At 58.2% G+C, this 23,894-nt stretch carries 17 protein-coding genes; 11 read left to right on the forward strand and 6 right to left on the reverse strand.

Going from position 1 to position 23,894, the window contains the following annotated elements; all coding sequences use genetic code 11:
* The first annotated feature begins 85 nt into the window (after positions 1-85).
* The gene (gene serS, locus AAIE04_RS04300) at positions 86-1,378 is read left to right on the forward strand and encodes a serine--tRNA ligase (protein WP_019454553.1); all 1,293 of its coding nucleotides are present in this window, start codon (positions 86-88) and stop codon (positions 1,376-1,378) included.
* 53 nt (positions 1,379-1,431) lie between these two features.
* Here serS and AAIE04_RS04305 read toward each other — a convergent pair whose 3' ends face one another.
* Positions 1,432-1,797, reverse strand: a complete 366-nt coding sequence (locus AAIE04_RS04305; protein ID WP_498576561.1) for a DUF1801 domain-containing protein — start codon at positions 1,795-1,797, stop codon at positions 1,432-1,434.
* A gap of 163 nt (positions 1,798-1,960) precedes the next feature.
* Here AAIE04_RS04305 and AAIE04_RS04310 point away from each other — a divergent pair, with 163 nt between their 5' ends.
* Positions 1,961-3,112, forward strand: coding sequence for an MFS transporter (locus AAIE04_RS04310; protein WP_025159681.1), 1,152 nt, complete (start codon positions 1,961-1,963; stop codon positions 3,110-3,112).
* A gap of 49 nt (positions 3,113-3,161) precedes the next feature.
* On the opposite strand, the gene pflA is transcribed toward AAIE04_RS04310, so the two are convergent.
* The 4 genes from pflA to ycaO form a co-directional block, all read right to left on the reverse strand.
* Positions 3,162-3,902 (reverse strand): pyruvate formate lyase 1-activating protein, encoded by a 741-nt coding sequence (gene pflA, locus AAIE04_RS04315; RefSeq protein WP_063919123.1) that lies wholly within the window; start codon positions 3,900-3,902, stop codon positions 3,162-3,164.
* A gap of 280 nt (positions 3,903-4,182) precedes the next feature.
* On the reverse strand, positions 4,183-6,465 hold the full coding sequence (gene pflB / locus AAIE04_RS04320; RefSeq protein ID WP_019454549.1) for a formate C-acetyltransferase: 2,283 nt from the start codon (positions 6,463-6,465) through the stop codon (positions 4,183-4,185).
* A gap of 47 nt (positions 6,466-6,512) precedes the next feature.
* Complete coding sequence (gene focA / locus AAIE04_RS04325) at positions 6,513-7,379, reverse strand: formate transporter FocA (protein WP_498576562.1); 867 nt, start codon at positions 7,377-7,379, stop codon at positions 6,513-6,515.
* 457 nt (positions 7,380-7,836) lie between these two features.
* Positions 7,837-9,600, reverse strand: coding sequence for a 30S ribosomal protein S12 methylthiotransferase accessory factor YcaO (ycaO, locus tag AAIE04_RS04330; protein WP_498576563.1), 1,764 nt, complete (start codon positions 9,598-9,600; stop codon positions 7,837-7,839).
* Between the two features lie 148 nt (positions 9,601-9,748).
* On the opposite strand from ycaO, the gene ansB reads away from it, so the two are divergent.
* The 9 genes from ansB to lpxK all read left to right on the forward strand — a co-directional run bounded on the left by ansB (position 9,749) and on the right by lpxK (position 22,055).
* Positions 9,749-10,795, forward strand: coding sequence for an L-asparaginase 2 (gene ansB, locus AAIE04_RS04335; RefSeq protein WP_063919126.1), 1,047 nt, complete (start codon positions 9,749-9,751; stop codon positions 10,793-10,795).
* A 302-nt stretch (positions 10,796-11,097) separates the two neighbouring features.
* Positions 11,098-12,183: a 3-phosphoserine/phosphohydroxythreonine transaminase gene (gene serC, locus AAIE04_RS04340; protein ID WP_025159680.1), complete on the forward strand. Its 1,086-nt coding sequence runs from the start codon at positions 11,098-11,100 to the stop codon at positions 12,181-12,183.
* Positions 12,184-12,296: 113 nt separating this feature from the next.
* Positions 12,297-13,583: a 3-phosphoshikimate 1-carboxyvinyltransferase gene (gene aroA / locus AAIE04_RS04345; RefSeq protein ID WP_063919128.1), complete on the forward strand. Its 1,287-nt coding sequence runs from the start codon at positions 12,297-12,299 to the stop codon at positions 13,581-13,583.
* Positions 13,584-13,849: 266 nt separating this feature from the next.
* The gene (gene cmk, locus AAIE04_RS04350) at positions 13,850-14,539 is read left to right on the forward strand and encodes a (d)CMP kinase (protein ID WP_025159679.1); all 690 of its coding nucleotides are present in this window, start codon (positions 13,850-13,852) and stop codon (positions 14,537-14,539) included.
* 184 nt (positions 14,540-14,723) lie between these two features.
* Positions 14,724-16,397, forward strand: a complete 1,674-nt coding sequence (rpsA, locus tag AAIE04_RS04355) for a 30S ribosomal protein S1 (RefSeq protein WP_004928267.1) — start codon at positions 14,724-14,726, stop codon at positions 16,395-16,397.
* A gap of 62 nt (positions 16,398-16,459) precedes the next feature.
* Positions 16,460-16,744 carry an integration host factor subunit beta gene (gene ihfB / locus AAIE04_RS04360; RefSeq protein ID WP_004928264.1) on the forward strand — a complete coding sequence of 95 codons (285 nt, stop codon included), beginning with the start codon at positions 16,460-16,462 and terminating at the stop codon, positions 16,742-16,744.
* Positions 16,745-17,014: 270 nt separating this feature from the next.
* Entirely contained in the window at positions 17,015-19,291 is a 2,277-nt protein-coding gene (locus tag AAIE04_RS04365) for a ComEC family protein (RefSeq protein WP_084799121.1), read from the forward strand.
* Positions 19,292-19,326: 35 nt separating this feature from the next.
* The gene (gene msbA, locus AAIE04_RS04370; RefSeq protein WP_025159678.1) at positions 19,327-21,075 is read left to right on the forward strand and encodes a lipid A ABC transporter ATP-binding protein/permease MsbA; all 1,749 of its coding nucleotides are present in this window, start codon (positions 19,327-19,329) and stop codon (positions 21,073-21,075) included.
* Positions 21,075-22,055 (forward strand): tetraacyldisaccharide 4'-kinase, encoded by a 981-nt coding sequence (lpxK, locus tag AAIE04_RS04375; RefSeq protein ID WP_498056357.1) that lies wholly within the window; start codon positions 21,075-21,077, stop codon positions 22,053-22,055. The genes msbA and lpxK overlap by 1 nt, the downstream gene beginning before the upstream one ends.
* Before the next feature lie 2 nt (positions 22,056-22,057).
* Here lpxK and hglS read toward each other — a convergent pair whose 3' ends face one another.
* The gene (gene hglS / locus AAIE04_RS04380) at positions 22,058-23,464 is read right to left on the reverse strand and encodes a 2-oxoadipate dioxygenase/decarboxylase HglS (protein WP_019454538.1); all 1,407 of its coding nucleotides are present in this window, start codon (positions 23,462-23,464) and stop codon (positions 22,058-22,060) included.
* Positions 23,465-23,894: the final 430 nt, after the last annotated feature.

A 23,894-nucleotide genomic window follows, 5' to 3' on the forward strand; every position in this document is an offset into this window, starting at 1 on the left:
GGGTATCACTCTTCTTTTATGCGGCTATAAATCAGCCGCATAGAACAACAACACTTCTTTCAATAACAACAAGCACAGGATTAGCATGCTCGATCCCAATCTGCTGCGTAATGAGCTAGACGCAGTCGCCGTCAAACTGGCTCGCCGAGGCTTTAAACTCGATCTGGATCTGCTGCGTTCGCAGGAAGAACGCCGCAAAGTTCTGCAGGTAGAAACTGAAACGCTGCAAGCGGAACGCAACTCCCGATCGAAATCCATCGGCGCGGCCAAAGCGCGTGGGGAAGACATCGAGCCGCTGCGTCGCGAAGTGAACGAGCTGGGTGACAAGCTGGATGCCGCCAAGGCGGAGCTGGATGCGCTGCAAAGCGAGATCCGCGATTACGCCCTGACGTTGCCTAACCTGCCGGACGACGCCGTGCCGGATGGTAAAGACGACAGCGAAAACCTGGAGGTCACCCGCTGGGGTGAACCGCGCCAGTACGACTTCGCGGTGCGCGATCACGTCGACCTGGGCGAAATGGCCGGCGGGCTGGATTTTGCCGCCGCGGTCAAGCTCACCGGTTCGCGCTTCGTGGTGATGAAGGGGCAAATCGCCCGCATGCACCGTGCGCTGTCCCAGTTCATGCTGGATCTGCACACCGAGCAGCACGGCTACCTGGAGGCCTACGTGCCTTACCTGGTTAACCACGCCACGCTGTACGGCACCGGCCAGCTGCCGAAGTTCGGCGAAGATCTGTTCCATACCCGTCCGCTGGAAGAAGAAGCCGACAGCAGCAACTACGCGCTGATCCCAACGGCGGAAGTGCCGCTGACCAACCTGGTGCGCGACGAGATCGTGGAAGAGGAATCTCTGCCGCTGAAGATGACCGCGCACACGCCATGCTTCCGTGCGGAAGCCGGTTCTTATGGCCGCGACACCCGCGGTTTGATCCGCATGCACCAGTTCGACAAGGTCGAGATGGTGCAGATCGTTCGTCCGGAAGATTCGATGGACGCCCTGGAAGAGCTGACCGGCCACGCGGAAAAAGTGCTGCAACTGCTGAACCTGCCTTATCGTAAGGTGCTGCTGTGCACCGGCGACATGGGCTTCGGCGCTTGCAAGACCTACGATCTGGAAGTGTGGCTGCCGGCGCAGGATACCTACCGCGAGATCTCGTCCTGCTCCAACATGTGGGACTTCCAGGCGCGTCGCATGCAGGCGCGCTGCCGCAGCAAAGCCGACAAGAAACCGCGTCTGGTCCACACGCTGAACGGTTCCGGCCTGGCGGTTGGCCGTACCCTGGTGGCGGTGCTGGAGAACTACCAGCAGGCCGACGGCCGTATTCAGGTGCCTGAAGTACTGCGCCCTTATATGGGTGGCCTGGAATATATCGGCTGAACAGCCAATCACTAGAAAAAAGCGCCTGCGGGCGCTTTTTTTATGTCGAGAATTCAGTCTTCCGCCAGCGCGTAAGCCTGTTTAATGTAGTCGGCCAGATGTTTGCTTTTCACCTCGGTGGGTGAGTGGAGCTTGATGTGCCGCCGATACTGGCCGCTGCCTTCAAGTTGGTGATGGCGATCTGTCAATCGGTAGCCGTGGCCGAATTCCACCGTAACGTGGTTGCGATAGGCGAAAACGCCGCAGAAAAATTGGCGATGCGAGAACATGATGCCACCGTATTTGACCGATTCGGTGACGCCATCGCCGCTCGCGGCAGCGGCCCGGCGAACCTGTTGCACTATCTCCAGCAGCTCGCCGTGCGTGCTGCCGATGTCCTCCAGCAGGGCTGCAACCGCCGCATCATTTGCCTGACTCATCCTGTTTCCTTATCGTCAAATACGCACTGCGCTGAGCATAGCGCTTTTTCAGTCGGTTAGCCGGAAACAAATCGTGCGGTGGAATGATAAGAGGCGATTGACTTTTTTATCGCCAGTGGCATGATGCGCGCACTCTCATTGCGCGTTCGGTCACAATTTCACTATGTCCGCATACTCCCGCCCGGTGCTGTTATTGCTCTGCGGCCTCTTGCTGCTCACGGTATCCATTGCCGTTTTGAATACGCTCGTGCCCCTTTGGTTAACCCATGCTCAGCTGTCGACCTGGCAAGTGGGAATGGTCAGCTCTTCTTATTTCAGCGGCAACCTGTTGGGCACGCTGGTGGCGGGCAAACTGATCCAACGCGTCGGCTTCACCCGCAGCTATCACCTTTCTTGTCTGGTATTCGCCGCCGCGACCGCCGGTATGGTGCTGTCGATCGATTTCTGGAGTTGGCTGGGTTGGCGCTTCTTCGCCGGCGTCGGCTGCGCCTGGATTTGGGTGATCGTAGAGAGCGCGCTGTTGCGCAGCGGCAACCTGAGCAACCGCGGCCAGCTGCTGGCGGCCTATATGATCGTCTATTACCTCGGAACGGTGACCGGCCAATTGCTGTTGAGCATGACCTCGACCGAATTGCTGCACGTGGTGCCGTGGGTGACCGCCATTGTGATCAGCGCCATGCTGCCGATGCTGTTCGCGCGGGTCAACCGTCATGAAGATGAGCCGCAGCAGGCGGCGGTGTGGTCGATGCTGAGACGCCGCAGCGCGCGCCTTGGCATCAACGGCTGCATCATCTCCGGCATTGTGCTCGGTTCGCTGTACGGCCTGATGCCACTGTACCTCTCTCATCAGGGCATGAGCGACGCCAACGTCGGTTACTGGATGGCGCTGCTGGTCAGCTCCGGCATCGTCGGCCAATGGCCGGTTGGACGCCTGGCCGATCGTTACGGGCGTCTGCTGGTGCTGCGCATTCAGGTGTTCGTGGTGATCCTCGCCAGCGTGGCGATGCTCGGCAACTATGCCATGGCGCCTTCGCTGTTCATCCTCGGTTGCGCCGGCTTTACCCTGTATCCGGTAGCGATGTCCTGGGCCTGTGAGAAGGCGATGCCACACGAGCTGGTGGCGATGAACCAGGCGCTGTTGATGAGCTACACCATCGGCAGCCTGCTGGGCCCATCGATGACGGCGCTGCTGATGCAAAACTACTCCGACCGCGTGCTGTTTGTGATGATTGCCGCCGTGGCGCTGGTTTATCTGCTGATGCTGCTGAAAAAGCAGAAACCGGATCACCACCACACGCCGTTCGCCGCCGCCTGAGCATAAAAAAACCGGCCATGAGCCGGTTTTTTCTTGTGGTGCGCGCCAATCAGTAGATCACTTTGTGGCCGTAGCTTTCCAGGATGCCTTTGACGCGATCCATGGTCTCGGCTTTCGGCGGATGCACGCCATCCAGCTTGTACTCTTCCCCCATCGCCACCCATTTGTGCTTGCCCAGCTCGTGGTAGGGCAGCAGCTCGATTTTCTCGATGTTGGCCATGTCCTTGGTGAACTCGCCCAGCAGATGCGCCGACTTATCGTCGTCTGACCAACCCGGCACCACCACGTAGCGGATCCAGGTGCGCTGGTTGCGTTTCGCCAGGTAGCGGGCGAATTCCAGCGTGCGGTGATTGGAGACGCCAACCAGGTTCTGGTGGATCTCGTCGTTCATCTGTTTCAGGTCCAGCATCACCAGATCGGTGGTATCCAGCAGCTCGTCGATCACCGGATCGTAGCGGCGCACGAAACCGTTGGTATCCAGGCAGGTATTGATGCCTTCGGCATGGCAGGCGCGGAACCAGTCGCGCACGAATTCAGCTTGCAGAATCGCTTCGCCGCCGGATGCGGTCACGCCGCCGCCAGAGGCATTCATGAAGTGGCGATAGGCCACCGCGTCTTTCATCAGTTCTTCGACGGTCACTTCTTTGCCGCCGTGGGTGTCCCAGGTGTCGCGGTTATGGCAATAGAGGCAGCGCATCAGGCAGCCCTGGAAGAAGACGATAAAGCGGATCCCGGGCCCATCGACGGTGCCGCAGGATTCGAAGGAGTGGATGCGACCAGTTACTGACATTGCGGGGTTTTCTCCAATATTGACTGTCAAACGCAGTCTAAAAATAGGCGCGTGGCCGCCGGCCAGGTATCTGCGATGCAGCGGCGGGATGAGCCCGCCACCGGGGGTAATGATGCCTGTCGGCCGGTCAGTTGCCGGATAACTGTTTTGCCGGCTATCCATTCAGTATAGATGTCCGGCAAAACAGACTCGCACAGAGTCAGGGGAGAGCGGTGGGAGAAAAGGGCCGGAAGAACCGGCCCGACGTTGCTACCGGGCGGTTTCCCGCCCGGCTGGCGCATTACATCGTTTGAGTGAAGGTACGAGTAATGACGTCCTGCTGTTGCTCTTTGGTCAGCGAGTTGAAGCGCACGGCGTAACCGGAGACGCGGATGGTCAGCTGAGGGTATTTCTCAGGATTTTCCATCGCATCCAGCAGCATTTCGCGGTTCATCACGTTGACGTTCAGGTGCTGGCCGCCTTCGATGGAGGCTTCATGGTGGAAGTAACCATCCATCAGGCCAGCCAGGTTGGCTTTACGCACGTCGTCGTCTTTACCCAGCGCGTTAGGCACGATGGAGAAGGTGTAGGAGATCCCGTCTTTCGCGTAGGCAAACGGCAGTTTGGCTACCGAGGTCAGGGAGGCTACTGCGCCTTTCTGGTCGCGGCCGTGCATCGGGTTGGCACCTGGGCCGAATGGTGCGCCAGCGCGGCGGCCATCCGGGGTGTTACCGGTTTTCTTACCGTATACCACGTTGGAGGTGATGGTCAGTACGGACTGAGTCGGTACCGCGTGGCGGTAGGTGCGCAGTTTCTGAATTTTCTTCATGAAACGCTCAACCAGGTCGCAGGCGATGTCATCGACGCGGGCGTCGTTGTTACCGAACTGCGGATACTCGCCTTCCACTTTGAAGTCGATAGCCAGGCCGTCTTCGTCGCGAATGGTGGTGACTTTCGCGTACTTGATGGCGGACAGGGAGTCGGCCGCAACGGACAGACCGGCGATGCCGCAAGCCATGGTGCGATAAACGTCACGGTCATGCAGCGCCATCAGCGCAGCTTCGTAGCTGTACTTGTCGTGCATGTAGTGAATGATGTTCAGCGCGGTCACATACTGCTTGGCCAGCCAATCCATAAAGTGGTCCATGCGGGCCATGACTTTGTCATAGTCCAGCACTTCGTCCATCATCGGCGCTTCTTTCGGGCCGACCTGCATTTTCAGTTTTTCGTCAACGCCGCCGTTGATGGCGTACAGCATGGTTTTCGCCAGGTTGGCGCGGGCGCCGAAGAACTGCATTTGTTTGCCGACGATCATCGGGCTGACGCAGCAAGCGATGGCGTAGTCATCGTTGTTGAAGTCAGGGCGCATCAGGTCGTCGTTTTCGTACTGTACGGAAGAGGTGTCGATGGACACTTTCGCCGCGAATTTCTTGAAGTTCAGCGGCAGCTTCTCAGACCACAGGATGGTCATGTTCGGTTCCGGAGACGGCCCCATGGTGTACAGGGTGTTCAGGAAACGGAAGCTGTTTTTGGTGACCAGGGTACGGCCGTCGACGCCCATACCGGCCAGGGACTCAGTCGCCCAGATTGGGTCGCCGGAGAACAGCTCATCGTACTCAGGGGTACGCAGGAAGCGCACCATACGCAGTTTCATCACCAGGTGGTCGATCAGTTCCTGCGCTTGTTCTTCGGTCAGTTTGCCCGCCTTGATGTCGCGCTCGATGAACACGTCGAGGAAGGTGGACACGCGGCCGAAGGACATGGCAGCGCCGTTCTGGGATTTCACCGCGGCCAGGTAGCCGAAGTAGGTCCACTGCACCGCTTCTTGCGCGCTGGTGGCCGGGCCGGAGATGTCGTAACCGTATTTGGCGGCCATCTCTTTGATTTGAGCCAGAGCGCGATGCTGTTCAGCGATCTCTTCGCGCAGCTGGATGGTCATTTCCAGGTCTTCGCCGTTTTCCAGTTTTTCCTGCAGCGATTTGAACTGGTTCAGCTTGTCGGCCATCAGGAAGTCGATACCGTACAGCGCCACGCGGCGGTAGTCGCCGATGATGCGGCCGCGGCCGTAGGCATCTGGCAGACCGGTCAGCACGCCGGATTTACGGCAGTTCAGGATGTCTTTGGTGTAAACGTCGAATACGCCCTGGTTGTGGGTTTTGCGGTATTCGGTGAACACTTTTTTCAGCTGCGGATCCAGTTCGCGGCCGTACACTTTGCACGAACCTTCGACCATTTTGATACCGCCGAACGGGATCAGCGCGCGTTTCAGAGGGGCGTCGGTCTGCAGACCCACGATGGTTTCCAGCTCTTTGGCGATGTAACCCGCGTCGTGAGAAACGATGGTTGAAGCAACGTTGGTGTCGAAATCAACCGGCGCGTGAGTGCGGTTTTCCAGTTTGATCCCTTCCATAACCTTGTCCCACAAGGTGGTGGTGGCTTGAGTAGCGCCAGCCAGGAAGGATTCGTCACCCTCATAAGGCGTGTAGTTTTTCTGGATGAAGTCACGAACGTTGACTTCATTCTGCCAGTCACCCTTGCTGAAACCTTCCCAAGCGTTGGCTAATTTCTCGTTAAGTTCGGTCATTGTACACCTACCTTTGATTGTGGATTTCTAACTCTGCGCGCGGTAACTCACAGCTTAGTGCTGCTCGCGGCCCCGCGCAGATAAATTACCCAGTAAGTCAACCCAACCAGCAGACCGCCGCCGATGATGTTACCAATGGTGACCGGAATCAGGTTGTCGATGATGAAGTTGCTTACTGTCAGATGAGCGAATTGCTCAGGTACCGCCCCTACGGCTTGCCAGAATTCCGGCGTGGCGAAGTGTTTGACCACGATGCCCATAGGGATCATAAACATGTTGGCGATGCTGTGTTCGAAGCCGCTGGCGACAAACATACCGACCGGCAGCACCATGGCGAGCATCTTGTCGGTCAGGGTGCGGCCGGAGTAGCTCATCCAGACCGCCAGGCAGACCATCAGGTTGGCCAGAATGCCGAGGCACACGGCTTCGATGAAGGTGTGATGCAGCTTATGGTCTGCGGTTTGCAGGACATTCAGGCCCCACTGGCCGTTGGCGACCATATACTCGCCGGAGAACCAAATCAGCGCCACGAAGAACAGCGCGCCGACCAGGTTGCCGAGATAAACGTTCAGCCAGTTGGCGCCAAGCTGGCCCCAGCTGATGCGGCCGCTGGCCTTGGCGATGACGATAAGTACGGTAGAGGTGAACAGGTCGGCGCCCGACACCACCACCAGCATTAACCCGAGAGAGAAGCAGATGCCGCCGACCAGTTTCGCCAGGCCGAAAGGCACGCCGGCGGTGCCGGTAGTCGCCGTGATGTAAAAGACGAAGGCGATGGAAATAAAGACACCAGCGGTGATCGCCAAATAAAACGTTTTCAGCGGATGTTTGGTGGCTTTATACACGCCGGCATCCTCAGCGATTTTCGCCGTTGCCGCAGGTAAAATCAGATCGAAGGGGCTGTCAGTTTTCAAACTAACTCTCGCTCTTAAGGGTTAAAACAACGCAATGAGATACTAGCAAAGCAGTATAGGGGAAAATTTGATTTGGATCATAAGGCGGGGAAGTAGAGCGGCAAAATGACGTGTTTTTTGTGTGGTTTTTGTGGTTAATTAATTGATTTTTAATAAAAAACAATTTTTTAATGTTTGCAAATTTTTTTGAATAAGCAGGGTGGGCCGCAGGCGCTAAAGTTAAATTTTTAGACGTTTTGTCGCTGTTCGTCGCTGAAAGTTTAATTATCGGTTAATTATTATTTCACCGTCCGGCAACAATCGCCGGTTTATTTCTTTTTATGGCCGTTTAACCGCCTGCTTTCCAGCTGGAAAATAAGTCAGAATACGTTGAAATAACGCGCAAAAATAAAAACGCCGCAACGGAGTGCGGCGTTCAGCAACAGGGGTACTCCCAAAGTGGCAGCCCCCGATGGCGTTAGGCCTTGGCCCAGTGGCGACGTTTGGCCGCTTGCAGCTTATCGTAGGCCGCCAGCAGCGCCTGGTGGGCCGGCAACGCTTTCAGATCGGCATCGACGGCGAACAGCCCGTTGAAGCGCTCTTCACCGCTGATGGCGGCGGAGGCTGCGTCAACCGCTTCCTGGCCGTACATCTTCACGAACGCGGTATAGTACTGCGCCGCTTCGCGCTCAGGCTCCTGCGCCAGCAGCAGCAGCGTTTGCAGGCAGCGGTAGTAGTTGCTGCGCGCCGGGCTCAGCACCGAGGCGTTGAAGTCCTGCGTCCATTCTGTCCAGATCAGCGCCTGATCCAGATCGCCGCCCGCCAGCGCCAGCATCGACTTCAGCTCGCCGACGCGCAGGGTATGCCAGGCGTTGTCTTTGCCGCTGGCAATGCCCAGCAGTTCGCGCACGCGGGTGAAATCGTCCAACCCTTCGTCGTCCAGCTGTTCGATCAGCGCCAGGTATTCTTCCGGCTCCCACTCGCTGCCCGGCAACGCCAGCAGGGTGTCGCGCAGGTGCGCGCCCATGCTGTTGTTGGCCAGCAGCAGGTCTTCCGCCGGATAAATGTCGGACATGCCCGGCACGATGATGCGGCAAGCGTAGACGCCCAGATGCTCGTAGTCGGCGATGTACACTTCCGCGTCTTCTTTGTCGAAGATGCTCATCAGGGTGACGAACTCTTCCTGCGTGCTGCCGCTGAAGCTCCAGTCAACGAACGGATAATCCGCGTCCTGCTTGAACAGATCCCAGGAGATCAGGCCGCTGGAATCGATGAAGTGCGTTTCCAGGTTGGTGTGTTCCGCCACTTCTTCGTCATCGAAGGTTGGCGCGGTGAACACGTCGAGATCTTTCAGGCTGCGGCCCTGCAGCAGTTCGGTCACCGTGCGCTCCAGCGCTACGCCGAAGTCCGGGTGCGCGCCGAACGAGGCGAAGCAGGTGCCGTTGGTCGGGTTGAACAGCACCACGCAGATCACCGGGTAGTTGCCGCCCAGCGACGCGTCGTAGGAGAGGATCGGGAAACCTTCCTCTTCCAGCTTGGCGATGGCTTCCACCACGCCCGGGTAGCGGTTCAACACCTCGTCCGGGATCGCCGGCAGGCTGATGGATTCGGCGATGATGCGGTTTTTCACATAGCGCTCGAACACTTCCGACAGACCCTGCACGCGCGCTTCATTAGCGGTGTTGCCGGCGGACATGCCGTTGGACACATACAGGTTGCCGATGATGTTCATCGGGATATACACGGTTTGCTGGTCAGACTGACGGGTAAACGGCAGCGCACACACGCCGCGATCGGCATTGCCGGATTGCAGATCGACAAGATCGCTGGCGCTCAGCTCTTGCTGCGGATCGTAGAAGGCGTGCAGACGCTCGTCGAGCAGGCCGGCCGGCAGCGTATCGTCCGCCGGGATCGGGAACCATTTCTCATTCGGATAGTGCACGAAGTCGCCTTCGGCGATCTGCCGGCCCAGGTAGAAATCGGCGAAGAAGTAGTTGGTGGACAGGCGCTCGAAATATTCACCCAGCGCCGAGGCCAGCGCGGCTTTTTTGCTGGCGCCTTTGCCGTTGGTGAAGCACAGCGGGCAATCGCGATCGCGAATGTGCACCGACCATACGTGCGGCACCGGGTTCAGCCAGGAGGCTTCTTCGATGTTGAAACCGAGATCGCTCAGTTTCTGCTGGAAACGGGCGATGGAGTCTTCCAGGGCGGCGTCTTTACCGGGGATAAAAGTTTGCGTCATTGTCTTCACTTTTTGCGCGTACTAAAAACGCGCAATGATACGGGGTTTTACGCCGGAGCTCCACGTATTCCTAAAGCGGCGGCAAAGTCACAGTTTTTTTAAGGATAAAGGCCATAATTCAGCGAGTTATCTGTCAAGGAGAAATCTAATGAAATCAGTGAAACTCAGCGTGTTAACCCTTTTGTTGACTGGCGTCAGCGCCTCGGCGCTGGCGCTGCCCAACATCACCCTGCTGGCAACCGGCGGCACCATCGCCGGCGGCGGCGACTCGGCGACCAAGTCCAACTATACTTCGGGCAAATTGGGCGTCGAGGCACTGGTCGATGCGGTGCCGGCGCTGAAGGACATCGCCAACGTGCAGGGGGAGCAGGTGGTGAACATCGGCTCGCAGGACATGAACGATCAGGTCTGGCTGACGCTGGCGAAGAAGATCGACGCCGACTGCGGCAAAACCGATGGCTTTGTCATCACCCACGGCACCGATACGCTGGAAGAGACGGCCTATTTTCTCGACCTGACGGTGAAGTGCGACAAGCCGGTGGTGCTGGTCGGGGCGATGCGGCCGGCGACGGCGATGAGCGCCGATGGTCCATTCAACCTGTATAACGCGGTGGTGACGGCGGCGGATCCGCAATCGGCCAATCGCGGGGTGCTGGTGGCGATGAACGACAGCGTGCTGGACGCGCGCGACGTCACCAAGACCAACACCACCGCGGTGCAGACCTTTCAGTCGCCGAACTTCGGCCCGCTGGGGTATATCCACAACGGCAAGGTCGATTACCAGCGCTCGCCGCAGCGCAAACACACCCGCGATACGCCGTTCGACGTCAGCAAGCTGAACGAACTGCCGAAGGTCGGCATCGTCTACAACTACGCCAACGCTTCCGATGCGCCGGCCAAGGCGCTGATCGCCGAAGGCTACCAGGGCATCGTCAGCGCGGGGGTCGGCAACGGCAACCTGTATAAAACGGTGTTCGACACCCTGGCGACGGCGGCGCACAACGGCGTGGCGGTGGTGCGTTCTTCGCGCGTGCCGACCGGCGCCACCACCGAGGACGCGGAAGTGGACGACGCCAAGTACGGCTTCGTCGCAGCCGGCACGCTGAATCCGCAAAAAGCGCGCATTCTGCTGCAGCTGGCGTTGACGCAAACCAAAGATGCGAAGCAGATCCAGCAAATGTTCAATCAGTACTGATCGTTTTCTCTCCTGCGGGCGCCGGCCGGGCTCCCGCAGCCATCTCGGCTGAATACAGCATAAAACACCGCGTTAACCCGCTGAATTTCCCCATGTCGCAGGGTTTTATCGTCCAAACAATCGCGACGGCCGCAGAGCCTGTCATCACCCGGTGCGGCCGTTTGCCGCCGACGGGTGAATAAGCGTTGCAGCCATGGGGCGTGAGTGATAAAACCGAAGGGTTGGTTAACGCGAGCGTTAACTTCGGGCGTCTTTTCGACAGGTCGCTTTTCTGCGGCGAACAGTGAATGTGGTGAGGGGAAATGACTCAGGTTTATAATTTTAGCTCTGGCCCGGCGATGCTGCCGGTGGAAGTGTTGCGTCGTGCGGAACAGGAACTGTGCAACTGGCACGGTCTGGGAACGTCAGTGATGGAGATCAGTCACCGCAGCAAAGAATTCATCGCCGTTGCCGAGCAGGCGGAACAGGATCTGCGCGATCTGCTGAAAATCCCCTCCAACTATAAAGTGCTGTTTTGCCACGGCGGCGCCCGCGGTCAATTCGCCGCGCTGCCGCTGAACCTGTTGGGCGACAAGACCACCGCCGACTATATCGACGGCGGCTATTGGGCGCATAGCGCCATCAAGGAAGCGGAAAAGTATTGCGCCCCGAACGTCATCGACGTGAAAACCCGCATCGACGGCCTGAGCGGCATCAAGCCGATGAAAGAGTGGCAGCTCAGCGCCGACGCCGCCTATGTGCACTATTGCCCGAATGAGACCATCGACGGCGTGGCCATCGATGAAACGCCGGACTTCGGCGACAAAGTGGTGATTGGCGATTACTCCTCGACCATCCTGTCCCGCCCGCTCGACGTCAGCCGTTTCGGCGTGATTTACGCCGGCGCGCAGAAAAATATCGGCCCTGCCGGCCTGACTCTGGTGATCGTGCGCGACGATCTGCTGGGCAAGGCGCGCAAAGAAGTGCCGTCAATCCTCGATTACACCGTGTTGGCCGAGAACGATTCGATGTTCAACACGCCGCCGACCTTCGCCTGGTATCTGTCCGGGCTGGTGTTCAAATGGTTGAAAGAGCAGGGCGGCCTGGTGGAGATGCAGAAACGCAATCAGGCCAAGGCCGAGCTGCTGTATGCGACCATCGATAAATCCGACTTCTACCGCAGCCAGGTGGCGATCGCCAACCGTTCGTGGATGAACGTGCCGTTCCAGCTGGCCGATGCGGCGCTTGACAAAGTGTTCCTCAGCGAAGCCGAAGCCATCGGCCTGCAGGCGCTGAAAGGCCATCGGGTAGTTGGCGGCATGCGCGCTTCTATTTACAATGCCATGCCGCTGGCCGGCGTGCAGGCGCTGACCGACTTCATGGCCGACTTCGAACGTCGTCACGGTTGATCCCGGCAGCTCGCCAGGTGCGAGCTGCTCAGGCTGTTGTCCTTTTGCATTAAAGCGGCTCCGGCATTATCCCGGAGCCGTTTCGTTTATCAGAATTGGAGAGTTTTGTTCACATGGTGGATTCCCTGACGTTACAACCGGTTGCCCTGGTCAATGGCACCGTCAACTTACCCGGCTCCAAGAGCGTTTCTAACCGCGCTCTGCTGCTGGCTGCGCTGGCGAAAGGAACGACCCGGCTGACCAACCTGCTGGACAGCGACGACGTGCGTCATATGCTGAACGCGCTGCAGGCGTTGGGCGTGAGCTATCAGCTTTCCGCTGACCGCACCGTGTGCGAAGTGACCGGCGTGGCCGGCCCGTTGGTGGCCGAACGGCCGCTGGAACTGTTCCTCGGCAATGCCGGCACCGCGATGCGCCCGTTGGCGGCGGCGCTGTGCCTCGGCGAAGGCGACGTGGTGTTGACCGGTGAACCGCGCATGAAAGAGCGCCCGATCGGCCATCTGGTGGATGCGTTGCGCCAGGGCGGGGCGCAGATTGACTACCTCGAGCAGACCGATTACCCGCCGATTCGCCTGCGCGGCGGCTTCCAGGGCGGCGACGTCACCGTCGACGGCAGCGTCTCCAGCCAGTTCCTGACCGCGTTGCTGATGACCGCGCCGCTGGCGCCGCAGGATACGCAGATCCACATCAAGGGCGAGCTGGTCTCCAAGCCGTACATCGACATCACGCTGCATCTGATGCGCACCTTCGGCGTAGCGGTCAGCCACGACAACTATCGGGTGTTCCATATCCAGGGGCGCCAGACGTATATCGCGCCGGGCGATTACCTGGTTGAGGGCGACGCCTCTTCCGCCTCTTACTTCCTGGCGGCGGCGGCGATCAAGGGCGGCACCGTGCGCGTGACCGGCATCGGTCGCAAAAGCGTGCAGGGCGACACCAAGTTCGCCGACGTGCTGGAGAAAATGGGCGCGCGCATCACCTGGGGCGACGATTTCATCGAGTGCAGCCGCGGTGAACTGCGCGGCATCGACATGGATATGAACCACATTCCGGACGCGGCGATGACCATCGCTACCGCGGCGCTGTTCGCCGAGGGGCCGACCACCATCCGCAATATCTACAACTGGCGGGTGAAGGAGACCGATCGTCTGGCGGCGATGGCTACCGAGCTGCGCAAGGTAGGGGCGGAAGTGGATGAAGGCGAAGACTACATTCACGTAGTGCCGCCGGCCAAGCTGCAGTTCGCCGAGATAGGCACCTACAACGATCACCGCATGGCGATGTGTTTCTCGCTGGTGGCACTGTCGGATACCCCGGTCACCATTCTCGATCCGAAATGCACCGCGAAAACCTTCCCTGACTATTTCGAACAGCTGGCGCGCATCAGCCAGCCGGCTTAACCCGTCAAATCGTTTATTTTAAGGCCCCTTTGCGGGCCTTTATCATTTTTAACCTTTGGCGACCGGCGTTTCTTCTATACTTTTTCGCGGTTGTGCGCTTATTTTCAACAACCGGACAGTTCCAGGGTAACAGATCGCCGTAGGGCAGCGTATAATACGCCACCGTATTTGCCCCTGATTGGGCAGGTGACAGAGAGTGCGGCGCGCGGGCCTTGAGCCGAAGCACGCCGTGTCTCTGTGAGGTTTTCTACCTGAAGGAGAGAGAAATGACGGCTACAGCCCCGGTGATAACCGTTGATGGACCAAGTGGCGCAGGCAAAGGCACGCTGTGTAAAGCGTTGGCCGAGTCCCTTGGTTGGCGTTTGCTGGACTCCGGCGCGATCTATCGCGTGCTGGCGCTGGCGGCGTTGCATCATCAGGTGGATATCACTTCTGAGGAAGCGCTGGTTCCGCTGGCCGCACATCTCGATGTTCGCTTCGTTGCCCAGGACGGCAAGCTGCAGGTGATTTTGGAAGGTGAGGACGTCAGCAACGAGATCCGCACCGAAACCGTCGGCAACACCGCGTCGCAAGCGGCGGCGTTTCCGCGCGTGCGCGAGGCGCTGCTGCGCCGCCAGCGTGCATTCCGCGAGGCGCCCGGCCTGATTGCCGATGGCCGCGACATGGGCACGGTGGTGTTCCCGGACGCGCCGGTCAAGATTTTCCTCGACGCCAGCTCGGAGGAGCGCGCGCACCGCCGCATGCTGCAGTTGCAGGAGAAGGGCTTTAATGTTAACTTTGAACGTCTTTTAGCCGAGATAAAGGAACGGGACGACCGTGACCGTAATCGGCCTATCGCGCCTCTGGTGCCCGCTTCAGACGCCCTCGTGCTGGATTCTACCAGCATGTCGATCGAAGAAGTAATCCGGCAGGCGTTGACGTATGCACAGAAAGTGTTGGCGTTGCCGCAGCGATAAGCGCGGCGGCGCTATTGGCTTTTTGTCATATTTGTCATAGCGGTATCGCAATATATCGGGTAAAATTTTACCCCTGTAACCTTAAACCCTGTCGGCATGGAGCCAATGGCGGGGTATGTGAAACAACCCCATTCGGCGGGATGCTAAATGGACGTTAAACTAAAGAACCCTGAAGATTAACAACATGACTGAATCTTTCGCTCAACTCTTTGAAGAATCCTTAAAAGAAATCGAAACCCGCCCGGGTTCCATCGTTCGTGGCGTCGTTGTTGCTATCGACAAAGATATCGTACTGGTTGACGCCGGTCTGAAATCTGAGTCTGCCATCCCGGCTGAGCAATTCAAAAACGCCCAGGGCGAGCTGGAAATCCAGGTTGGTGACGAAGTTGACGTTGCTCTGGATGCTGTTGAAGACGGCTTCGGTGAAACCCTGCTGTCCCGTGAGAAAGCTAAGCGTCACGAAGCTTGGATCACGCTGGAAAAAGCCTACGAAGAAGCTGAGACTGTAACCGGTGTTATCAACGGCAAAGTGAAGGGTGGCTTCACCGTCGAGCTGAACGGCATCCGCGCGTTCCTGCCAGGTTCCCTGGTTGACGTGCGTCCGGTACGTGACACTCTGCACCTGGAAGGCAAAGAGCTTGAGTTCAAAGTCATCAAGCTGGATCAGAAGCGCAACAACGTTGTCGTTTCTCGCCGTGCGGTTATCGAATCCGAGAACAGCGCTGAGCGCGATCAACTGCTGGAAAACCTGCAGGAAGGCATGGAAGTTAAAGGTATCGTTAAGAACCTCACTGACTACGGTGCATTCGTTGATCTGGGCGGCGTAGACGGCCTGCTGCACATCACTGACATGGCTTGGAAACGCGTTAAGCACCCAAGCGAAATCGTCAACGTTGGCGATGAAATCACTGTTAAAGTGCTGAAGTTCGACCGCGAGCGTACTCGTGTATCCCTGGGCCTGAAACAGCTGGGCGAAGATCCATGGGTTGCTATCGCGAAACGTTACCCAGAAGGCACCAAGCTGACTGGTCGTGTAACCAACCTGACTGATTACGGCTGCTTCGTAGAAATCGAAGAAGGCGTTGAAGGTCTGGTACACGTTTCTGAAATGGATTGGACCAACAAAAACATCCATCCGTCCAAAGTTGTTAACGTGGGCGACGTAGTGGAAGTGATGGTTCTGGACATCGATGAAGAACGTCGTCGTATCTCCCTGGGCCTGAAGCAGTGCAAATCCAACCCATGGCAGCAGTTCGCAGAAACCCACAACAAGGGCGACCGCGTTGAAGGTAAAATCAAGTCTATCACTGACTTCGGTATCTTCATCGGCCTGGACGGCGGCATCGACGGCCTGGTTCACCTGTCTGACATCTCCTGGAACGTTGCAGGCGAAGAAGCAGTACGTGAATACAAGAAAGGCGACGAAATCGCTGCGGTTGTTCTGCAAGTTGACGCAGAGCGCGAGCGTATCTCCCTGGGCGTGAAGCAACTGGCTGAAGACCCGTTCAATAACTACCTGTCTATGAACAAGAAAGGTGCTATTGTTACTGGTAAAGTCACTGCAGTTGACGCCAAAGGTGCTACAGTTGAATTGGCAGGCGGCGTAGAAGGTTACCTGCGTGCATCTGAAGCCTCTCGCGACCGCATTGAAGATGCAACTCTGGTTCTGAACGTAGGTGACGAAGTTGAAGCTAAATTCACCGGCGTTGACCGTAAGAACCGCGTTGTAAGCCTGTCCGTACGTGCTAAGGACGAAGCTGACGAGAAAGACGCCATCGCAACTGTTAACAACAAACAGGAAGAAGGCAACTTCTCTAACGCAATGGCTGAAGCTTTCAAAGCGGCTAAAGGCGAGTAATGACGGGGGGCGGTCTCTGGCCGCCCCGATACGGTAGTTTAGCTGCAAAGCTTGGAGGTACTATGACCAAGTCTGAACTTATTGAAAGACTTGCTGGCCAGCAATCTCATATTCCGGCGAAGGCCGTTGAGGATGCAGTGAAAGAGATGCTTGAGCACATGGCCGCTACGCTGGCCGAGGGCGAACGCATTGAGATCCGCGGATTCGGCAGTTTTTCTCTTCACTACCGTGCCCCGCGTGTAGGTCGTAACCCGAAAACCGGTGACAAAGTCGAGCTGGACGGCAAGTACGTCCCTCACTTCAAACCTGGCAAAGAGTTGCGTGACCGCGCCAATATCTATGGTTAGTCGCTGACTGCTCATAGCGTTGTTGCTTGTAAAGAATATAAAACGGTGCCTTTAAGGCGCCGTTTTTTTTCGCCTGTGGTTCTCAGCGCTCCGCTCGTGAATTGCGTACCGCGCCGCATGTGCAGTGTGGTTGCTGCATAAACTTCTCTTATCCTGCCAGGTTCACCGCATCTTCGCTAAAGCCCGCTGGCGGCGGCATATCGCCTGAATAATCCTGTTTGCCTGCCGCGACGCGCTTTTGCTGATGGCGGGTAGGATGGGAGAAGAGCGATCAAACTTTCGCTGGATCTGGCGATTTTCGCCGTTATCGGCGGCATTCTGCCGCTGCTGGTTTTACCGCGGTTGCCTGAGCCATGGCTGCTGTGGCCGATATTGCTTGCCGCCGGTTTACTGCTGCGCATGCGCTGGTCGTTCTGTCGCTATTTGGCCTGTCTGGGGTTGGGATTCACATGGGCGGTTTTTAACGCCGGAACCCTGATCGGGCAAATGGAACGCTTAAGCCACGGGCCGGAGGTGACGGCGGTGGCGCAGGTAAGCAGCATCGCGCTGGAGTCCGCCGACAGCAAGCAGACATTGATGCGTATCGAGCGGATCGATGGCCATTGGCTGGTGCCTGCGCTGGCGTTTACCACCGCATGGGTTCCGCAACAGCGGCGGTTGTGCGCCGGGCAGCGTTGGCAATTGAAACTGCGTTTACGCCCGGTGCATGGCAAGCTCAATGAAGGGGGTTTCGACAGCCAGCGTTGGGCTATCGCACAGCGCCAGCCGCTGACCGGCCAGGTCAGGCAGGCTTATTTATTGGAAGGCGGTTGCAGCCTGCGCCAGCACATCATCAGCCATGCGGAAACCAATATCGGTGAGCTGCGTTACAAGGCCGTGTTGTTGGCGCTGGCGTTTGGGGAACGAACCGCGTTGGAACAGGCTTTACGCACGCTGATGCTGAAAACCGGCATTGCACATTTAATGGCCATTTCAGGGCTGCATGTAGCGATGGTCGCCATCTTGCTCTGGGCCGTGCTGCGCGGGCTGCAGTTTTTTCTTCCTGCCCACCTGATTGGCTATCGTTTTCCGCTGATCGCGGGCTGGGTGGCGACGCTGATCTATGTCTGGTTGGTGGGCGCCCAGCCGCCGGCGGTGCGCTCCCTCCTGGCAATGACATTGTGGATGTCGCTGCGCCTGCGTGGGGTGCTTTGCTCTTCCTGGCAAGTGTGGCTGTGGTGTGTCGGGCTGATTTTGCTGTGCGATCCGCTGGCGGTATTGTCAGACAGCTTCTGGCTGTCGGTGTTGGCGGTAGGTTGCCTGATTTTTTGGTTTGAATGGGCGCCGCTCGGTGAACGATTTCGCTCAGCCTGGTACTGGGCGCCGGTGCGCTGGTTACATATTCAACTTGGCATGACGCTGCTGCTGGTGCCGATGCAGGCCGCGTTGTTTCTGGGCCTGACGCTGACCTCATTGCCGGCTAATTTGTGGGCGGTGCCCATCGTTTCATTGATGACGGTGCCGTTGATCTTGCTGGCGGTGATCTTTGGCTTCGCTCCTTCATTAAGCTACGGGTTATGGTGGCTGGCGGACGTCACGTTGCACTGGGTGTTTGTGCCGCTGAATCATCTGCAGCATGGCTGGGTGGATTTGGGGGCCGCTTCGCTGGTGGCCAGCGCAGCGGGATGGCTTATCGTTATCTGTTGGCGATTTCATTGGTGGTGGCGCTATGCGCCGGGGCTGGCGGCGGTGGCGATATGCTGCGTGTTGTGGCGTGGCAAAGCGCCGGACTATCGTTGGCGTGTCGATATGCTTGATGTCGGGCACGGGTTGGCGGTGGTTATCGAGCAAAACGGCAAGGGGATACTGTACGATACCGGCGATCGTTGGCCCGCGGGCAGCGCTGCCGAGCGACATATCTTACCGATGCTGAACTGGCGGGATATTGAGCTGGAGCAGATCATTATCAGCCATATTCACCTCGATCATATCGGCGGGTTGCCGGCGGTGCGGCGGGCGTTTCCGCAGGCTACGGTGCGCAGCCCGATACGCGGGGAAGGGCACTTGCCCTGCGTCGCCGGTGAGCGTTGGCGCTGGCAATCGCTGCAATTCGAGGTGCTGTGGCCGCCGAAAACGCTCAAAAGGCCGGTCAATGACGACTCCTGCGTGATCCGTATCGACGATGGAAAATACAGCCTGCTGCTCACCGGCGATGCGGAAAAGAAGGCGGAGGCGCAGTTGTTACGGTTGCGGCGCGATCGTTTGGCCGCCACGGTGTTGCAGGTGGGACACCACGGCAGCAGGACGTCCTCGACGCCGCCGTTTCTGCGCGCGGTCAATCCCGAAGCGGCGCTGGCGTCCGCATCTCGTTACAACAAATGGCGATTACCGGCGCGGAAAGTGGTCGCCAGATACCGGGCAAATGGCATCCAATGGCGTGATACGACGCGCTCCGGTCAGTTATCGGTACTTTTTTTCGACAACGATTGGCAAATTAAAGGCTTTCGCGAACAATTAATGCCCCGTTGGTATCATCAGCGGTTTGGCGTAGAGGGTGATAATGAGTAAAATAGGCCGCTATTTCTTCCGATGCTGGTATTTGCATGATGAATGATAAAGATCTCTCGACCTGGCAGACGTTCCGTCGACTCTGGCCGATGATCACTCCTTTTAAGACCGGGCTGATTGTGGCCGCCATTGCGTTGATTATGAACGCAGCGGGGGACACGCTGATGCTGTCTCTGCTTAAACCGCTATTGGACGATGGGTTTGGAAAAACCGACAGCAGCGTGCTGGTATGGATGCCGTTGGCGGTCATTGCGCTGATGTTGATGCGCGGCGTGACCAGCTTTGTTTCAAGCTACTGCATTTCCTGGGTTTCCGGCATGGTGGTGATGCAGATGCGTCGCCGCCTGTTTGGCCACATGATGAGAATGCCGGTGGCCTTCTTCGATCAGCAGTCCACTGGGACTCTGCTGTCGCGCATCACCTATGATTCCGAGCAGGTGGCTTCCTCCTCCTCCAGCGCGCTGGTGACCGTGGTGCGAGAAGGGGCCTCGATCATTGGCCTGTTCATCATGATGTTCTACTACAGCTGGCAGCTGTCGGTGATCCTGATCGTGCTGGCGCCGATCGTTTCCATCGCCATTCGCCTGGTGTCCAAGCGTTTCCGCAACATCAGCAAGAACATGCAGAACACCATGGGGCAGGTCACCACCAGCGCCGAACAGATGCTGAAAGGCCATAAAGAAGTGCTGATCTTCGGTGGCCAGCAGGTGGAAACCGAGCGCTTTAACTCGGTGAGCAACCGCATGCGCCAACAGGGCATGAAACTGGTGTCCGCGTCTTCGATCTCCGATCCGATCATTCAGTTGATCGCTTCGCTGGCGCTGGCGTTCGTGCTGTTTGCCGCCAGCTTCCCAAGCGTGATGGAAACCCTGACCGCCGGTACCATTACCGTGGTGTTCTCGTCGATGATCGCGCTGATGCGTCCTCTGAAATCGCTGACCAACGTCAATGCCCAGTTCCAGCGTGGGATGGCGGCCTGCCAGACGCTGTTCTCCATTTTGGATATGGAACAGGAAAAAGACACCGGCACCCGTGAAGTGAAGCGTGCGAAAGGCGATATCGAATTCCGCAATGTCACCTTCTACTACCCGGCCAAAGAAACGCCAGCGCTGCGTGACATCAACCTGAAAATCGCTGAAGGCAAGACCGTGGCGCTGGTAGGGCGTTCGGGGTCAGGTAAATCCACCATCGCCAACCTGCTGACGCGTTTCTACGATATCCAGGAAGGCGAAATCCTGATGGATGGCCACGATCTGCGGGAATACACGCTGGCTTCGCTGCGCAATCAGGTGGCGCTGGTCTCGCAAAACGTGCACCTGTTCAACGACACCATCGCCAACAACATCGCCTATGCGCGCGAAAGCGAATACAGCCGCGAGCAGATTGAGAAAGCGGCCGAAATGGCGTACGCGATGGACTTCATCAACAAGATGGAAAACGGCCTGGACACGGTGATCGGTGAAAATGGCGTGATGCTGTCCGGCGGCCAACGTCAGCGTATCGCCATCGCGCGTGCGCTGCTGCGCGACTGCCCGATCCTGATCCTGGATGAGGCCACTTCTGCGCTGGATACGGAATCCGAACGCGCCATTCAGGCTGCGCTGGACGAACTGCAGAAAGACCGCACTTCGCTGGTGATCGCGCACCGTTTGTCGACCATTGAGAAGGCGGACGAGATCCTGGTGGTGGAAGATGGGCGCATCGTCGAACGCGGCGAGCACGCTGAGTTGCTTGAACAGCACGGCGCCTATTCGCAGCTGCACCGCATGCAGTTTGGCCAATAATGATCGAGCGCATTTGGTCCGGCGGATCGCTGCTTTATCTGGCGCTGCTGCCGCTCTCCTGGCTGTATGGCCTGTTCAGTTGGCTGATTCGCCTCAGCTATCGCTGCGGCCTGCGCAAAAGCTGGCGCGCGCCGGTGCCGGTGGTAGTGGTGGGCAACCTCACCGCCGGCGGCAACGGCAAAACCCCGATGGTGATCTGGCTGGTGGAACACCTGCAGCAGCGGGGCTACCGCGTTGGCGTGGTGTCGCGCGGCTACGGCGGCAAGTCGGCAGTCTATCCCCTGGTGCTCAGTCGGAATACTTCAACCCGTGAGGCGGGGGATGAGCCGGTGCTGATTTATCAGCGCACCGGGGCGCCTGTGGCGATCGCGCCCAAGCGGGCTGAGGCGGTGCAGGCATTGCTGCAGCAACAACCGTTGGATGTGATCATCACCGATGACGGCTTGCAGCACTATGCTTTGCAGCGCGATTTCGAGCTGGTGGTTATCGACGGCGTGCGCCGTTTCGGCAACGGTTGGTGGTTGCCGGCCGGGCCAATGCGCGAGCGCGCCGCGCGGCTTGCCAGCGTCGATGCGCGCGTCGCCAACGGCGGCGTGGCGCAGGCTGGGGAAATCGCCATGCGCTTGCAGGCGCGTGACGCGGTTAATCTGCTGAGCGGAGAACGCCGCACGGCGGCCGAGCTGCCGCGCGTGGTGGCGATGGCAGGCATCGGCCATCCGCCGCGTTTCTTCGCGACGCTGGAAAAGTTGAACGTCGACGTTGTGCAGGAAGTGGCGTTCGCCGATCATCAGGAATATCAGCAGGCGCAGTTGGCGGCACTGGTCTGTGCAGACCAAACGCTGCTGATGACGGAGAAAGACGCGGTGAAGTGTCGCGCCTTTGCCCAGCCCAATTGGTGGTATTTACCGGTTGATGCGGTGCTGCCGTCCGCTCAGGCTGAGCAACTGCTGCAGGATATCGAATCCCTGCTGACTAAATAACCTCAGGATGCCAGAGTGGCAAGCCCCAGGGCTTGTGCGCAGGCCTCCAGCGAACGCTGCTGGGTCTGCTGATACAGCGCCAGTTCATCGATCACCTCACTGCCCAACGCTTGTTCAAATGCCGCCCGGCTGGAAACCGCGTTGTACTGCGCGTGGCGGCTGTCCCCCAGATTCGACTGGAAAATCCCCGCAGCGCTGACCGGTAGAAAATCTTCATACACCAGCGGTTGGAAGCGAACGTGTTCTTTCGCGATCAGCTGCTCCAGCGTGCTGTGTTTATCCAGCGATTCTTTGGCCGCCAGGCCGCATTCGGTCGGGAAGTAGCGGAACCAGGCCAGCTGCTGCTCGCGCAGCGTGGCGTAATCATCCGGAAACGCCCGGAAGTTTTCTTCCAGCAGTTGATAGTAGCGTTCCGCATTTTTCTCGCTCGGCGGCGCCTGCAGCGCATCGTTGGTCGCTTGCAGCAGGCGATCGTAGAGTTCACGGCCTTTAGGTGTCAGCGCCACGCCGCGCTGTTCGATTTCGCCGAAGCGTGCGGTATGGTGACCGGCGACGGCGTGGCCATCTCGCTCAACGAAATCGACGCTTTCCTCCAATGCTTTGAAGCTGGTTTGGCGCAGCAGGATTGCACGGCGGCGGCGCGGCGGGCCCTCGATAACCGCCTTGGGCGTAATGCCGCGGCCGGGCATCGCCTGCTGAACGCGATCGATATCCAGCGTGCGCGGCGTCAGGTGGTTGATATGCGGCCCTTTAAACGCCACCACGTCGGCGATCAGGCGATGTTGATCGTGCAACTGTCGGTATTCTTCGGCGCTGACCGTCGCCTGATTGTGCCAGCGGAAGGTTTCCAGCGCTTGCTCGACAAACTCTTGCGCCTGCGCTTCGTTCAATCCGCCTTGCGTTTCTTGCAGCGCGATCAGTTCCAGCGCGCGTTCGGTAAAGATGCGGCGGCGCGCCAGCAAGCGCTCGGCCAGCTCACGCAGCGCGAGATCTTCAATCAGTTCCAGGCGCAGCAGTGAGGTGAATACGCGGAATGGGCTGACCTGCAGCGCGTCTTCGTGTACGGCGCGAAAGGCGGTGGAGTGCACCGGAACGCCCGCCACCGACAGATCATAGTAGCCGACCGGCGCCATGCCCATCACCCGGAACAGGCGGCGCAGGGTGGCCAACTCGTCCGCGGTGCCGACGCGGATTGCGCCGTGGCGCTCCATCGCCAGGCGCTCGATCTCGCCGGTAATTTGCAGTTGATGGGCCAGTGCGGCATCTTCGCGCAGAACCTGTCGGTTGGTTTCCGCCACCAGTTCCAGCAGATCGCCGTACAGCGGTACCTCTTTTTGGTACATGTCCGACATGGCGTGAGAGAATCTGGCGCGGATTTCATTAGGTGAAACGAACTGCTGGGCGGTCATGCGCATAGCTCCTTGATTCAGCATAATCTGAAAAATCGTGTTTTTAGCGGCAAAAGTGCTGGCGAAAAAGCCGTCTGCCTTGTTTTCCCCTCAAGTTTAGCCATCTGATTTGGGATTTGTTATAGACGCGCCAAGCATATTAGAGTTTTATGCGTTAGCTCTCATTTGCAGCGTACGGACGGGCAAAGGATGCCCTGGCGAGGGGGCGGATGCGGCGGATGGGCTGCGGCGAACGATAAATTAATTCATGTATATTCAGCAGGATAAAAATAAATTCGGCGTAATGGCGAATTTAATGCAATAAACCTCTTGTGCATTCACCATTTTTATGAGTAAATGCAAGTCGGCCTGTAATCCAGACCTATTTATGTTCGAGTTTAGAGTTAAGCAGTTCCTCCAAAAACGTTATCATCCGATTCCGCTTCAAAGA

Source organism: Serratia sp. Ae19-1 (genome assembly GCF_059801225.1).

Bases quoted from the DNA above. Each gene is read 5' to 3' on its own strand.
- ansB (WP_063919126.1), top strand. From the start codon at position 9,749: ATGAAATCAGTGAAACTCAGCGTGTTAACCCTTTTGTTGACTGGCGTC.
- hglS (WP_019454538.1), bottom strand. From the start codon at position 23,464: ATGACCGCCCAGCAGTTCGTTTCACCTAATGAAATCCGCGCCAGATTC.
- pflB (WP_019454549.1), bottom strand. From the start codon at position 6,465: ATGACCGAACTTAACGAGAAATTAGCCAACGCTTGGGAAGGTTTCAGC.
- ycaO (WP_498576563.1), bottom strand. From the start codon at position 9,600: ATGACGCAAACTTTTATCCCCGGTAAAGACGCCGCCCTGGAAGACTCC.
- pflA (WP_063919123.1), bottom strand. From the start codon at position 3,902: ATGTCAGTAACTGGTCGCATCCACTCCTTCGAATCCTGCGGCACCGTC.
- lpxK (WP_498056357.1), top strand. From the start codon at position 21,075: ATGATCGAGCGCATTTGGTCCGGCGGATCGCTGCTTTATCTGGCGCTG.
- AAIE04_RS04310 (WP_025159681.1), top strand. From the start codon at position 1,961: ATGTCCGCATACTCCCGCCCGGTGCTGTTATTGCTCTGCGGCCTCTTG.
- aroA (WP_063919128.1), top strand. From the start codon at position 12,297: ATGGTGGATTCCCTGACGTTACAACCGGTTGCCCTGGTCAATGGCACC.
- serS (WP_019454553.1), top strand. From the start codon at position 86: ATGCTCGATCCCAATCTGCTGCGTAATGAGCTAGACGCAGTCGCCGTC.
- AAIE04_RS04305 (WP_498576561.1), bottom strand. From the start codon at position 1,797: ATGAGTCAGGCAAATGATGCGGCGGTTGCAGCCCTGCTGGAGGACATC.
- ihfB (WP_004928264.1), top strand. From the start codon at position 16,460: ATGACCAAGTCTGAACTTATTGAAAGACTTGCTGGCCAGCAATCTCAT.
- msbA (WP_025159678.1), top strand. From the start codon at position 19,327: ATGATGAATGATAAAGATCTCTCGACCTGGCAGACGTTCCGTCGACTC.
- serC (WP_025159680.1), top strand. From the start codon at position 11,098: ATGACTCAGGTTTATAATTTTAGCTCTGGCCCGGCGATGCTGCCGGTG.
- rpsA (WP_004928267.1), top strand. From the start codon at position 14,724: ATGACTGAATCTTTCGCTCAACTCTTTGAAGAATCCTTAAAAGAAATC.
- cmk (WP_025159679.1), top strand. From the start codon at position 13,850: ATGACGGCTACAGCCCCGGTGATAACCGTTGATGGACCAAGTGGCGCA.